The sequence below is a fragment of the Gryllotalpicola protaetiae genome (assembly GCF_003627055.1).
Lineage (GTDB): Bacteria > Actinomycetota > Actinomycetes > Actinomycetales > Microbacteriaceae > Gryllotalpicola > Gryllotalpicola protaetiae.
Genome location: NZ_CP032624.1, coordinates 2,448,133 through 2,461,879, shown reverse-complemented (window position 1 = coordinate 2,461,879; position 13,747 = coordinate 2,448,133). Strand labels below are relative to the sequence as shown.

Annotated in this window: 11 protein-coding genes; 1 reads left to right on the top strand and 10 read right to left on the bottom strand. The window is 59.2% G+C overall.

Annotated features, from left to right (window positions below):
• Positions 1–94: 94 nt before the first annotated feature.
• The 10 genes from D7I44_RS11995 to D7I44_RS11960 form a co-directional block, all read right to left on the bottom strand.
• Positions 95–868: a hypothetical protein gene (locus D7I44_RS11995; RefSeq protein ID WP_120789711.1), complete on the bottom strand. Its 774-nt coding sequence runs from the start codon at positions 866–868 to the stop codon at positions 95–97.
• Between the two features lie 590 nt (positions 869–1,458).
• A complete protein-coding gene (locus D7I44_RS11990) occupies positions 1,459–2,562 on the bottom strand; it encodes a glycosyltransferase (RefSeq protein ID WP_120789710.1) in 1,104 nt (367 codons plus the stop codon).
• Positions 2,559–3,719 (bottom strand): hypothetical protein, encoded by a 1,161-nt coding sequence (locus D7I44_RS18235; RefSeq protein ID WP_162940248.1) that lies wholly within the window; start codon positions 3,717–3,719, stop codon positions 2,559–2,561. Before D7I44_RS18235 ends, D7I44_RS11990 begins: the two co-directional genes overlap by 4 nt.
• 107 nt (positions 3,720–3,826) lie before the next feature.
• A complete protein-coding gene (locus D7I44_RS18230; RefSeq protein ID WP_162940247.1) occupies positions 3,827–5,023 on the bottom strand; it encodes a hypothetical protein in 1,197 nt (398 codons plus the stop codon).
• On the bottom strand, positions 5,024–6,220 hold the full coding sequence (locus tag D7I44_RS11985) for a glycosyltransferase family 4 protein (protein ID WP_245980312.1): 1,197 nt from the start codon (positions 6,218–6,220) through the stop codon (positions 5,024–5,026).
• A gap of 17 nt (positions 6,221–6,237) precedes the next feature.
• Positions 6,238–6,630, bottom strand: a complete 393-nt coding sequence (locus D7I44_RS18755) for an acyltransferase (RefSeq protein WP_120789708.1) — start codon at positions 6,628–6,630, stop codon at positions 6,238–6,240.
• A gap of 1,290 nt (positions 6,631–7,920) precedes the next feature.
• Positions 7,921–8,952 (bottom strand): glycosyltransferase, encoded by a 1,032-nt coding sequence (locus tag D7I44_RS18750; RefSeq protein ID WP_120789707.1) that lies wholly within the window; start codon positions 8,950–8,952, stop codon positions 7,921–7,923.
• A 131-nt stretch (positions 8,953–9,083) separates the two neighbouring features.
• The gene (locus D7I44_RS11970; protein WP_120789706.1) at positions 9,084–10,574 is read right to left on the bottom strand and encodes a sugar transferase; all 1,491 of its coding nucleotides are present in this window, start codon (positions 10,572–10,574) and stop codon (positions 9,084–9,086) included.
• A 200-nt stretch (positions 10,575–10,774) separates the two neighbouring features.
• Complete coding sequence (locus D7I44_RS11965; RefSeq protein WP_120789705.1) at positions 10,775–11,425, bottom strand: arsenate reductase/protein-tyrosine-phosphatase family protein; 651 nt, start codon at positions 11,423–11,425, stop codon at positions 10,775–10,777.
• Positions 11,422–12,897, bottom strand: coding sequence for a tyrosine-protein kinase domain-containing protein (locus D7I44_RS11960; RefSeq protein ID WP_120789704.1), 1,476 nt, complete (start codon positions 12,895–12,897; stop codon positions 11,422–11,424). The genes D7I44_RS11965 and D7I44_RS11960 overlap by 4 nt, the downstream gene beginning before the upstream one ends.
• 163 nt (positions 12,898–13,060) lie before the next feature.
• On the opposite strand from D7I44_RS11960, the gene D7I44_RS11955 reads away from it, so the two are divergent.
• Positions 13,061–13,732 carry a CPBP family intramembrane glutamic endopeptidase gene (locus tag D7I44_RS11955; RefSeq protein ID WP_120789703.1) on the top strand — a complete coding sequence of 224 codons (672 nt, stop codon included), beginning with the start codon at positions 13,061–13,063 and terminating at the stop codon, positions 13,730–13,732.
• Positions 13,733–13,747 lie beyond the last annotated feature (15 nt).

Here is a 13,747-nt window from a genome sequence, read left to right as displayed (position 1 = left end):
CGCCCCATCTAATCAGAGGGCTGCTGTGAGCCCGGGGAGTGCCCGGCACGGGTGACGGGAGTCGCCGCACAGCGACCCCCGCCAGTCCCTGATGCTAGGCCTTGGCCCGGTCCTTGCGGCGGGTGACCGACCGCATGAACACGAAACCGGTGCCGAGCGCGAGTAGGCCCACGGCTGCCCAGACGGTGGCCAGCGAAATGTACGTCCCGCTCTGGGCCAGTGTGTCGGGGTCGACGGTCGTGGCCGACGACGACGCCGGCGCGGCAGCGCCGGCGTTTGGCGCGGCGGCTGGTGCCGCCGGGGCCTCGGCCGGAACGGTGACCGACTGGGTGACAGCCGTGCCGGCGCTGTCGGTCGCTGTCGCATTCAGCGTCTGGCCGGCGAGGTCTGCAGACCCGCTCGCCTTCAGCTGAGCCGTCAGAGAACCATCAGCAGCCGCGGTTCCAAGGCCGATGCTTCCCGACTCATCGGCAGTGAACGTGCCAAAGAACGAGAAACCCCCGAAACCGGTGAAGACAATGTGGATTATCGAACCGGGGTGGAACGTGTGGGCCGGGAAGAAGAACGGGAACCACCAAAACCCGCCCCACCAGAAGGGCTTGGGGTGGTGGTGCGGCGGCTTCGGCGGCCTCGTCGGCGGGTAGGCCGGCTTGGTCGGGTGCGGCTTGGGAATGGGCTTGCCCCACCCCGTTCCATGGTCCTTCCCCTGATCGTTGCCAGTGTGGGAAAGGGCGACCGGAGCCGCAGCCGAGTTGACAGAAACGACGGAAGCAGTGGCAACTGGTGTCGCACTCGCAGCAAGGGGAACCCCGAGCGCGAGCGCCGTACCAGCGACCAGCGCGAGCGCCGTCTTCGTAATCTTGTGCATTTTCGTCCTATCCGCAGGTCGGTGTGGATGTAGGCAATGCGTGATTTTCACTTAGCGGGCCGGCGATGACCGAGAGCAGAGCTTCTGCCCCCGTTTGGGTGCCATCAAGCCCGGACTTCCCCAGGCTAACGAGCTTCAGATTCGACGCAAGGGTTGTTTACGCAGGATTTGCGTCAGCCGTGGTGCGTGATTCTCATGGAATCAATCCGCAGTCGAGCGAATGCAACTCTCGAGGTCGGTCCAGCCGGCTTCTGCAACTTTCGAGACATTGAGTAGCCTCTAGGAGTTCCGTCGGACTTCGAGACGTCCTACTCGGCGCCGCCAGGAAACACGCGACACAAGCAACCGGCTCAGCGACCTCGTGACAACGATACATTCGGCGCGAACGCAGCCGTACCGGACCGAAAGCGTTTGCGCCGGCGATCAATGCCCGATCGACGTCTAGGAACTCGGAGAAAACTAGCGCAACAGGAATCCGTAACTCTGGCTGGCAATGGAGGCATCCTACCCACTCGGACCGTTAGGCCTACATTCCGAAACCAGCGGCGCCGATCCGACGCGGTTCCTGGCGGAGCTTCTTAGCCTTATGCCTAGGAGCTAAGAACCGCACTAAGTGCGTCGTAGTACGCGGAGTCCGACCGATCCGAGTCCCAATAAGCCGAAGTCGCCTCCGCACCACGAGCAAGCCGCTCGCGTAGGCGCGGAGTCGCAGCCAGTGAACGGAACGAACGCGCCAACTCCCCAACATCGCCCACGTCTACCAACAACGAATTTGAACCATGAGTCAAAACGTCGGCTAGCCCGGGAATTCGGGTTCCAACGACCGGCTTGCCCAGGGCGAGCGCCTCCATAACAGCGACCGGAAGTCCTTCATGTTCGCTAGGAAGGCAAAAGACGTCCGCCGCCGCAACGTAGCGCCAGCCATCCGGCTGGCGTCCCATGACTGTAACCACGTCGGATAGGCGATTGTCTTCGACATATGACACCACACGGGGATGCTCCGGGCCATCCCCGATCATGATCAACCGCACCCCAGTTGTCCTGGCAATCTGTTCGACAGCCTTAACAACATCGAGGGGCCGCTTCTCCGGAACAAGACGGCCGCAATACACGACGATGAGATCGGGATCCTGAGAAGCCCAACGAGCTCGCTGTTCAAGGATCCAAGCCGAATTGTCCCGCATCCAGGCACGCATTTTGGAAACCGGAACACCTTGGTGCTGAACGGCCACTTGGCGGGCCCCGCGCAAGACATTCCCTGCAGTTGCCCCGCTGCTAACGACAAGCGTGAGGTCTGCGCCAGGGTTGCTAAGAGCGGATGCCCACTCCACAATTTTTCGGTTGTAAGAGGTATTGTGAACCACTTCAACCACAGGTACTTTAAGTAATCCAACCTGTCGGCTAAGCTTCAACAATATTGCTGGCGAAGGCGAATGTACCACGATAATATCCGGCTTTTCGCGTTTTGCCAATCTCATGATTTGCCAGTGAGCTCGAAGGATAGAACTGCTCGATGGGTGAACAATCTGCACGCCCACAGGGGCGGTTATGGCGGCCTCAAGAGCATCTTCGACAGGAAGAGTGTTTACGAGAATCGTATCATGAGACGAAGACGAGGTAGCGGTGAGTCGATTCACGAGCAACTGCTGGGCCCCACCCTGGTTCATGGAGCGAATGACTTCAAGCAGCTTCATGTTGACCTCGGGTTGATATCACTAGATGTATAACCACTAAATCCCGGGTTCTTCATTCGAGAAGAGATGGCGCGGGATACAAGAAGGATATAAACAATCGTCAGAATGGACGAAGCCGACCCAATAGCAAGTAATGCTACTTGATCACGCAGCGCCAGAAGAATAATTACCACGGCCGAAGCGCGAACGAGAGCCCAAGTTGCACGAGATTTCTCCTCGCCCATCATGACTAGGAACTTGTTGATTGGCCCCAGTGTCACGGTCGCACCCCAATAAAGCGTGGCCGCTGCAACGACAGCGGCCACGTTAGCCGCTGAAAGTCCCGCCAACGAGCCACTAACCCACGCCAATGCTATTCCAGCGGATACAGCGATTGCACCTAATCCGAGCCCCGAACCCGTTGCACTGCGCAAGGTCAATTGCGCGTCCCGTGGTGCCGATGCTCGAACGGCGCGCGCGAACCGAATGTCATATACCGGCGCAACCAGCTGTTGACCCACAGTGGAGAATCCGCCCCCGACTCGAGTCACGACCCCCCAAGCACCCGCGACTGTTCCCAGGGAACCGATGACAATCCCCGTTACCTGCGAGGCAACGCCATCAAGAAGACCACCGGCGATCACGCCCACATGAGAACCGACATAATTCACTAACCCTCGGGCGGAAATATCTGAACGGGTTCGCATTACTTCTATAAGTCGCGGCCACTTTGCGATCAGTCCATACAAGCCGCCAACAAGAAAACTTGCGGAACTTGCCAAAATCAGGGCGCCCGCACGCCCCTCAAGTAAGCAAGCGCCCAACGTGAAGGCGGCGCTCGTCCCTCCGTACCATAACCGCATTCTCGCAATCGAGCCAAAGTCGCCTTCGCGGACAAGAAATGCAATACCGAAATTGTAAATTGCCTGACTCACAAGCATGACGGCAACAAAAGCGGGAACCATCACCCCGAAATGCAAGAGACCCACCAGAGCGAATGTGACCGTCAGCCCCACAATTACGACCGCAGCGAGAAGCAACCCACTCGCAACGATTCCAGTCTTCGCTCTGCCATCAGCATGCTCAGCCGGCAAGACCGACGGCATTCCGCACGCTGCTGCGATCACGAGAGCCGTCGAAATGGCGGACACCAACACCAACTGCGCCACTTCGCTCACCAAGCCAAAGCTGATCGGCAGCAATAGAGACACGAATGTAAGAAGTTGCCCCGCGAGCCCGAGCCAACCGTGCCGAAATACGCTCGCACCCCACGAAAAGACTGCCTTCACCGCTGCCTCACCCTGCGGTCGCGCGGTCGTATCTCACGCATGCCAGCCCGCTCGTTAACTTGCGACGCTTCATGTCGAGCCACGCCGTACGAACAAATAAGCACCCCAGCCAACAGCACCGGTGTCACGTGACGCAGCGCGGACCCATAGTCAGGCTCAAAGAGGGCCTGAACCACAACAAAGGCAGCGAGGATACAAAACGCCCGAGCGTACCTAGGGGGATTCATGCGGATGGCCCCAATTCGCCCACGCGATCTATGCGAGAACCCAATGAGAATCCAAAGCGCGGTTAACGCGAACGTCAAGGCGACGTAATAAAGTCCACCACTAAGCAATAGCGGTATCGGCACAACAAGAAAGGCACCGGTAAGGACGTTATTTATCACTCCACCGAACGGCTGCGCTATAGACACGTAGGACGGGATCGCGGACTGCGCGTCTAGTGAGTCTTCTCGCGCATCATTCACCATCGTTCGAAAATGATCGGGATCTACATGAAGAACGAACGACAGGCCAATACTTACCACAGCGATAGTAAAGGCGATTCCGATTAGAACGGAACGTAGCCGCCATCGATCGATACGCGCAAGTCGATATATAAGATAGACCAGCGCGACAAGATACCAATATGACCGGAACCAGTTGGCATACAAAACCATGGAGCCCAATATTACGAAGTCCCATCGCTTGCGCGCCGGACTAAATAGCACCAAGGCCAGGATAGGGAGAACGAGAACGTCTTTCGAATAGAAGCCGAGGAATACAGCTGCGAAGAAGAAGGCTAAAAAATAAACCACACCTTGATACCACGCATGGGCTAGCCTTCGCGTAGACGTCCTTACGAGAATAGCGAGCAATACGAAAGCAGAGTAACCAAGAATGCCTGCGAGGAGAGTTTTATCGCCGAGATGAAGCCACCGATAAAACCCCGCGATATTTCCGAACGACTTATCGCCAAATGCAGACCCTATCCCCTGCGCTATTGCTTGAATACGCAGGCCGTCAAGCGAAAAGCGCATCGGCAGAAGCCGCTCGCGAAGAACAACGACCGCATAGCCCAGAGCGATACCAAACCAAAATAGATAGTCGACAAACTGATCTACTCGCGCGTTGCTTTCTTTAAGCCCGCCCCCGACCTCGATATGCCCAGCTATGGAAGAGCGTCGCAATATATGAGTCATAACTGCTACCACCTATTGCGCATATATTCCAGCTAGTCGAGCTTCGAACTCGGACTGACCGTAGTTTTCGCGGGCCCATTCTTGCGCGCGAAATCGAAGAGCATCCAAATCTCCAGGCGAGTCATGAGCGCTTCGAATAAGCGTCGCAAACTGGTGCGGCGAGTCGGTGATCCCGAGATACTGTTCGTCTCTTCCAATTCCTTCGCTCGCAACAGTAGTCGCTATCACGGGAAGCCCGGCAGCCATCGCGCTAATAACCTTAAACTTGACTCCGCTGCCCTTGAAAAGAGGAACAACAAATAGATCGGCCTCGTAGTAGAACGGATCGAGGCTTTCAACAAAACCTGTAACTTCAACATTTCCGAGCCGTGCCGCTTCATCTATTAGCTCAGGGCGCGGGTCTGCGCCGGCAACCACAAACTTGTAGTCACTACGATTTGCAAACTCGGCCCAAACATTGTGAAGGAACCACATGACTCCATGATGATTTTTCTCGAGCCCCAGCGCACCCGTAAATAGCGCGACCGTCTCCTCACGCGGCAAGCGTGTGGACGGCCTCTGCTCTGTACCCGCCAGCGGTGGAGAAATGACAACGACGGGCACAGCGGGTGCGACGCGACGGAGTAGCGCCGCATCCTTATCACTGAAAGTAATAATCTGATCCATATTGGGCAGTATGCGTCGCTCAGCCCGAGCGGCTACACCCCGGCGAAAATTCGAATACAAGCGCATCAATATCGACGCCGACGCGTCAGCGTTCCGCTGCCAAAGTTGCTCGTAAACGTCATGGCACACCAGCACAAGTCTGGCGTGACGGTTTTGCTTCCTAACCCACTTCCACAAGTTGGCGGAGTGAGTCCACTGAAATTCGACGACATCACTTTGCGCTACCGCGGCCTTCACATTGGCGTCACGCTTTACGCACACTTCAGCGTCAAGGCCCAGCGAAAGACCCCTAAATGCGTCAATTAGCTTCAATGGCCGTCCATAAAGTCGGTGCGAGCGAGGAAGGACCACGCGAATCGACCGAACTTGCGACTCCGCAACCTCGGCGTTCCTTCCAGCGCCACTGTCACCCGGCGATACAACAGTCACGCGCCACTGAGCTCTCACCAACGCCTCGACATGCCGTAAAAAGTAGCCCGCTCCAGCGCTACGCTTTGAAACCCCAGGAAACTCAGGACTTATCGACACCACTACCTTTGGCATCCGCGCAGGTTCGCTCACTATGGTGCTTCTCCATCGTCAGACGCCGCAGATCGAATAATTCGGGCCGGCACGCCAGCAGCAACGGCATCTGCTGGCACATCATGTGTTACTACAGCATTAGCGCCGATCGTCGCGTTTTTCCCAATCGCCACTCCCCGGGTCACTACTACACCGGCCCCGAGCCATGACTGGTTCCCGATAGCAACGGGCGCAATCTTATACTCTAGGCGAGCATTGGGCGGACCATGATCTTCCGTATGAATTGAAACGTTCTCGCCTAGTAGAACTTTCGACCCGATGGTTATAGTTCCGAAAGCCGAAAGTGTCGCGTTCTTTCCAATGTAAGTGTCATCGCCGATCAGTAACGACGCATCGGCCCCCACGACAATGCGAGCTCCGACATCCACCATGACGTCCCTGCCAAGAATTAAGCGACCACCGTGGCCAATGCGAACCAAACTCGGGCGCCGAATAATGTATCTTGAACCCGACACCCGTCCACGAAACGCGAGTCGATAACACGCGGCGATGAAGTAACCCACAACCCCTCGAAGCGACAAGGCAGCGGCAGCGGCAGCGGGCTGATCCTCTGGATTGGTTTTATTCACGTCGCGTCCCGCAAGAGAGAGCGCAACTGGTCTTTCCAGTCGGCAATTGCCGTGCGAGGCAGCCGAATTGAGACTTCGTCGCGCATTCGCTCGATTGCAGATGCCAGATCTTCTGTGACCGCTTCCGCCTCCAGAACGGGAAATGCGGTGTCCTTACCTATCTCACGCGCACGATTGTCGACCGTTACTACAAGCGATGGGCGACCCAATTGGCTTGCTCGAATGCCTGCATGGAGGCGCGTACCTACGTATGCGCGGCCCTCAAGAGCAGACTCAAAGGCCGTGAGGCCACCAGGAATGACGTCAACTCCACGGGGCAAGTCGAGCGACCCAATGTAGCTATGATCGCCCGTGCCTTGTGGCCAGAGCTTCACTCGCGAAAATACCTGAGTCAGCGTCCGTAGCATCGAAACGTCGCGCCGCGGGTCGGCACGATAGTCCGTTACTGTGGTTACTACCTCGGTCTCACCTTTCAGTCGAGGAAGTTGATCAGGAAGACTCCACATTGTCGGGCACCCGGTGTTGACAGCGTGCAATCCTACACTTCGCAGCATTGACGCCGAGTATTCGTCGCGCGTAGAAGCACCTAGACCTCGGAAGAATATCCGTCGATAAAGAGCGCTCCGGATCGCGCCCACCGGCCCCTCATAATCGCGCCAGCCAGCTCCAATATGTAGTACTTTACCCTTTGTCACGAAGGCCTCAGCCGGGCCAACGCGCCAGGGTCGCGGGCGCCAATACTTTGATGCCAAAATATTGGTACCCGTTACGAGGACCAAATCGGCCTCATGAACTGTGCGCCAGTCGGTTGGCCGCATGTATCTCTGGGAGCTCACGCGCCCGAGATCGACCAATTCGGGGAATTCTCTATCGATTGAGCGAGAAATAATATGGTCGCCCATGTTTCCCGAGTAAAGCGACGTATCCAGGTAGATCGCCCTCATGCGTCCACACCCACATAAAAAACAGCGTCCATGTTCTCCTCCATAGGCTCCGGGCGGGTTGACAATTGACCTTTCAGGTGCCGTTCATTTAGCGCGGCCCTCTGGTAGGGAAGACAAGGGTCGTACACCCATTGCTCTTGCATTCTGACTAAGCGAGCGGTGAGCCCGCGGCTTCATCAACAGGCTCCAGACTTGGGCGATCATGTCGCAGTTGAAAGCGCTCTGTCTCGTACACTCTTGCGAGAGCCACCCTCAACTTATCAGCGGTATGCCCAGCAAATATGTTCCTCTGCCGTTCTAGCGCCACCAACCGATCGCTGGATGACATCAGCTTCCTGACGCACCCAACTATGTCAGTCGGCTGCACAATCGCGTTTGGGATTCTTAGTCCGCGGTTCCACGCCGCCGACCGGACTATAACCGGTAAGCCGGCAGCGTCCGCCTCAAGCAAACCGATCGGAAAGCCTTCCCATGCGGCGGAATGTATGTAAATGTCCGATTCCGCAAGCGCGGTGAAGACATCCTCACGGTCGAGCCACCCGAGGATATCTACTCCCGCGCCTTCCAACTCCTTCCGCCAAACGGGAGGGCCGTCGCCGATCCACCGTGCCTCGACGTTAAATCCTTTTCGACGCAAAGCCTCGACACTCGCCGCAAAAAAGCCCGGGTCCTTCTGAGCGGCAATCCGGCCCGCACCCACCAGACGGAGCCTCGGCCCCGACCGGCGCGGCCCCTCATGGAGTTCGAGTATCGAATCGCGGGGATAGATATTCGGGACGTATTCAACTCGCCCTCGCGACCCTAGCCAACTCGATAATTCTGCTTCCCTCGGCGAACACGCAGCAAAAACGGTCGTGTTAAACGACAGGATCCATTCAGCTGACCAATACAAGGCCCGCACGAGAGCCGGTAGGTCCGCCCGTTCAAACGCATAGCAATGCGGCGTGTAGACGATTCGTCGACTAGTAGACTTAGGCATTGCGAATCGCGCATACAAGCCTCCAAGACTGGAGTGGGCATGTACAGTGACGTCACTAAACCGTTTGATCATTTTGCGGATGGTGAGAACTCTTCGGGCGTGACCGCGAGGCAGTTCAATTACAGTAGAAAACCCTTCGAGATCCGCGCCGCGTATTGGCGCATCCGCCCGCGTCGCATAAACGAGAACATGATTGGCCATGGGCACGCTCTGCACGTAATCCCGTATTGCAGCCGCGACGCCACCACCAAAAGACTCGGTGACATGAAGAATGGTGAGTTGCGGGTCCTGCTTAGTTTGCCGGCCGGTGCTAGAGACAACTACTTTCGATTTCAATACGCCCCCTCACTCGCAACGACTGCTCGGGCTGTCCGCCACAAGATATTAAGATCTCCGGTAATTGACCAATTCTCCACATAATAGAGATCGAGCCGCACAGATTCTTCCCAAGACAAGTTTGAACGCCCGCTCACTTGCCACAACCCCGTGATCCCGGGTTTCACCAAGAAGCGCCTATGCGCATGTTCGTCATACTGGGCCAATTCTCGAGCCAAAGACGGGCGCGGACCAACGAGGCTCATGGTGCCGTTGATAACATTGAATAGTTGGGGGAGTTCATCGAGGCTATATCGCCGAAGCACCTTTCCCACCTTTGTTATTCGCGGATCGTCCTTAAGCTTAAAAAGCACCGCATTGCCTGCATCACGCTGTTGCGTTTCCAGAGCGGCGAACCTCGCTTCTGCGTCTTGAATCATCGAACGAAATTTCAGCATTTTGAACGCCTCACCATTGAGGCCAATGCGCTCCTGCCTGAACAGAATCGGGCCCGGAGAGCTGAACTTCACGGCGAGCGCGACGGAAGCAAGCACAGGGGACATCAAACCGATAACCAGGCTCGCAGTCGCGATGTCAAAGACGCGCTTGGCCACCAGTTTGGCTCCGCCGTAACGCGGCGTCTCTACGTGAATCAAGGGCAAACCGGCAACCGGGCGCGTATGGATGCGGGGGCCACCGACGTCAATGATGCTCGGAGCAACAACTAGATGTTTCTTTCCGGGCTCAAGTTCCCAACTAATTCGACGCACTCGATCGTTGGTGAGCTCATCGCCTCCCGTAATAATGACGGTGTCAGCGTCGAGCTTCGTCATCACTTCGGCAATAGCGTCAATGGACCCGACGACGGGAATGGATAGGCGCTGCAATTCGGCAAAGCCAGACGGCTGCGGCAAGCACGCACCGACGACGCGATAACCTGCGTCCGGCCAGCGGGCAAGTTCCACAGCAGTCTGGACCATCGACGCGGCAGAGCCAACAAGAAGCACCCTCGATGAATACTCCCCGTCGCTTCGTCTCACGCGAAGCCACTGTCGCCACATCCACCTCGTTGCGAGCAGAACCAGCGTGCCGACAGGAAACGCGATAAGGACATAACCGCGCGCAAGATCAAGCTTCAGCAAGAAGGCAGCGATCGCGATTAGCCCAAAAAGCCTCACCGAAACGCTGACCAGGCGTGTGTACTCGGTACTCCCCGTGCCGATGGTGCGCGCGCTGCGGGTGTCGTCGAGTCCAAGCGCGGCAAGCCAAATCGCAACAATTACAAGCGACACTGCTGAATAGCTGATGCCATCCAGGTACGGGAAGCCGTTGGCCTTCGCGATGACGTCACTGTCGATGCCGAGCCACAAAATTTGTGTCCCGAAGACGACCCACGCCAGCACAAGGGCATCAGTGATCGTAAGGCGAAGTGCATAGCTCTTTCGCCAATTTCCAACGCTGCGAGTCGGCGCTATGGAAGGAACGCCGACCAGGGTGTGGTCAGCCATTTCGGTTTCACTTTCGTGTCGTCGGTCACCACGGAAGAGCACAGTCGGCCCCCTCCCGATGAGAAAAGCCTAGGTCACATCCGAAGAGCCTGCGACGACACCTGCGATAGTCAGCCAAGCTCTGCGGTCTGAGATCAATGACCGAGCCGCTCCAGAAAGTCGCTCTGATCATGGTCTTTCTGTTGCTCATAGCAACGAGATCAAACAGGACGAAAGGAGAATGTCAGCGACGGCCCCCCAGAACTGGGCTCGCCGGGCCCTCGTCCAGACTCCCCGGCGCGCGTGCGTCCTAATGCATAGGCGATCGTGTCAACGGCACCCGCGATCTTTCGCCCGACCTCGTCGTAAACCGCCTGCGGCAGCCCGATCGGATCCTCGATGTCATCGCGGTTCCGGTCGCGCTGCGGGTCGAGACCGCGACGGGCGGTTGCCTCGGCTACGAGCTCAGCCGGCGTGAATTCGGTCGTCCTCTCCCTCGCGGCCCCTTCGACGAGCCGCGCGAATTCGGTCAATGTGAACGCGCGCCGCACGGCGCTCGGCTGCATTTGCACGGCCTTGGCCCGGTGGTCGCGAGCGAGGCCGAGGACCAAGTCGGCGCGTGCCACAGTCGCCACATCGAGTCGGCGCGCACGGTGGTCGCAAGCGTCCCTTTCTCCGACGCCGTAGCGTCCGGCGACGCGGATCATCTCGACCGTCATCTGGTCGCCCGGGCGCGCGATCATGCCTGCACCCTCGATCACGAAATCTGGCCGATCAGCAAGCCGGTGCCGAAGAAGAAGCTCGACCAGGGGCGACCGGCAAACATTCCCCGAGCAGATCGCGAGGATGCGAAATCCGCTCGTCTCAGTCATGCGCGCGCTGCTTCGGCCTTCTTCTCGGCACGCGAGCGCTTCTTCTTGCCGCGGCCGTCGGCCTGCTCCTCGCCGTAGTAGCCATAGCCGTAACGACCGTAGGCGTACGCATCGGGGCCCTTCGTCGGCACCATCGTCATCACGATGCCGCCGACGCTCGCGCCCACCTGCTCGATGGAGGCGACGGCCGAGCGCAGCTGGCTCTTGTGTGTGCGACCGGCCGCGACGATGACGAGCGAGCCCGTCGTGATCTTGCTGAGCACCGCAGCGTCGGTCACGGGCAGCAGGGGCGGGGCGTCGTAGAGCACGTAGTCGAACTGCTCCTCGAGCATCTCGACGAGCTTCGCCATGCGCTTGCTGCCGAGCAACTCGCTCGGGTTCGGGGGAACGCGACCCGCGGGCAGCACGTAGAGGTTCGACTTGCCCCAGCGCTGCACGACGTCGGCGAGCTCGACCTTGCCCAGCAGCACATCCGTGAGGCCCGCCGCGCCTTCGAGACCGAGATAGCTCGCGAGCTTCGGCCGGCGCAGGTCGGCGTCGACGACAAGGATGTTGCTCGAGGTGCTGGCGAGCGCCAGGCCGAGATTCGCCGTGGTCGTGCTCTTGCCCTCTTGCGCGAGAGAGCTCGTCATGACGAAGCTGCGCCCTCGGGTTCGGCCGACCGGTTCGCCATCGGTGATGATCTCGGCGTCCTCGCCGATGTTGAGGAACTGCAGGTTCGTACGCAGGGTGCGGAAAGCCTCCGCACGATTTGAGAACGGGTCGTCGGCGACCACGAGCGGGCGCGACGGCGCCTTCGGGTCGAAGGTGATGCCACCGACGATCGGCGCCGGGCTGATCGCCTCGATGTCGTGCTCGGTGCGAATGCGGGTGTCGAGCGTCTCCCGCAGAACCGCAACCGCCACTCCGATGGCGAGGCCCACGAGAAGGCCCAGCGCGATGTTCAGCGGGATGTTGGGGCTGCTGGGCGAGAGCGGCACCACTGCGTCTTGCACGCGGCTGAGCTTGACGGGCGAGACGTTCTGGTCGGCATCCGTCGTCTCAAGCGCCTGCACCACGTTGCCCAGGCTCTCGGCCGTTGCGTTGGCAAGATCTGCCGCGCGCTTCGGGTCGGTATCGGTCGCGGTGATCTCGAGCAGCGTGGTGTTGAGCGGCGCCGACGCGCTGATCTGCTTCGACAGCTGACCCGCCGTCATGTCGAGGTGCAGGCCGACGATCACGGGCTGCAGCACTGCCGGCGTCGAAACGAGGCCGGCGTACGAGGTGATGCGATCTTGCGAGTAGTTCTGGCCCTGCAGCAGATCGTTCGCGTTGTTCCCTGTCTGCGTGCTCACGAACACTTTCGAGTTCGCGGTGTAGATCGGGCTGCGCGTCGCCGAGTACGCGGCCGCCGCGCCCACGCCGAGCACGACGAAGACGACGATGAGCAGCCACCCCTTGCGGAGGACGCGGATGTAGTCGCTGAGTTCCACAGACCTGCCTTTGAGAACGGTGCGCCCCGAACGCACCTACGGCGCCATGATGCCACAGCCCGGCTGAATTCCGGCGCGGGGCGGGGGTTGGGGTCAGGTGCTCGTTTCGAGACGCGCGCTGGCGCGCGCTCCTCAACGGGTGGGTCGGCTCTAGCGTTGGGGCATGACTGACACGCCTCGAGCCGCTGCCAGCAACGCCACACCGCGGGCGACCGTCGCGCTGGCATGGGCGATCGGCGCGCTCATCGTCGCCGTGGTGCTCGCGTTGACGTTCCCGGCCTGGCGCTACAAGGTGTCGTACCCCGTGATGCTCACGTCGACCTATCTGCTGACCTGGGGGCCGCTCGTCATCGCACTGATCGCGACGGTCGTCTTCTGGCGGAAGTTCCTCGGGTTCCGTGCCATCGACATCTACCTCGGCCTCATGATCGGCGTCGTCGGCCGCGCCGTCGGCATCATCATCCAGTTCTTCGCCACGGGAAGAATGCCTGCCAGCGACATCATTCTGGGCAGCGTCGGCGGGGTCTATGTCTTCACCTCGGTCATCGCGCCCGTGGTCATCGCGCCGCTCATCGAAGAGCCGTTCTTCCGCGGGCTGCTGCAGGGGTCGCTCGGCCGCTTCCTTCGGCCGTGGGGCGCGCTCATCATCACCGCGGTCATCTTCACGGTCGTGCACACCATCGCCGACGGCTGGTCGTGGACGCTGATCGTCACCCTGCTCGTCTTCGCGCTGCTCGCCGGCTACGTCACCCAGCAGACGAAGCGGCTCGCGCCCGCCATCGTCGGGCACGCCGTCTTCAACGGGCTCGCGGCGTTGATCACCTGGCCGTGGTGACTTCGCCCCGCACCC

Coding starts and splice junctions, on each gene's coding strand:
- D7I44_RS11995 (WP_120789711.1), bottom strand. CDS start 868: ATGCACAAGATTACGAAGACGGCGCTCGCGCTGGTCGCTGGTACGGCG.
- D7I44_RS11990 (WP_120789710.1), bottom strand. CDS start 2,562: ATGAAGCTGCTTGAAGTCATTCGCTCCATGAACCAGGGTGGGGCCCAG.
- D7I44_RS11985 (WP_245980312.1), bottom strand. CDS start 6,220: ATGCCAAAGGTAGTGGTGTCGATAAGTCCTGAGTTTCCTGGGGTTTCA.
- D7I44_RS18755 (WP_120789708.1), bottom strand. CDS start 6,630: ATGGTGGATGTCGGAGCTCGCATTGTCGTGGGGGCCGATGCGTCGTTA.
- D7I44_RS18750 (WP_120789707.1), bottom strand. CDS start 8,952: ATGGCCAATCATGTTCTCGTTTATGCGACGCGGGCGGATGCGCCAATA.
- D7I44_RS11970 (WP_120789706.1), bottom strand. CDS start 10,574: ATGGCTGACCACACCCTGGTCGGCGTTCCTTCCATAGCGCCGACTCGC.
- D7I44_RS11965 (WP_120789705.1), bottom strand. CDS start 11,425: ATGACTGAGACGAGCGGATTTCGCATCCTCGCGATCTGCTCGGGGAAT.
- D7I44_RS11955 (WP_120789703.1), top strand. CDS start 13,061: ATGACTGACACGCCTCGAGCCGCTGCCAGCAACGCCACACCGCGGGCG.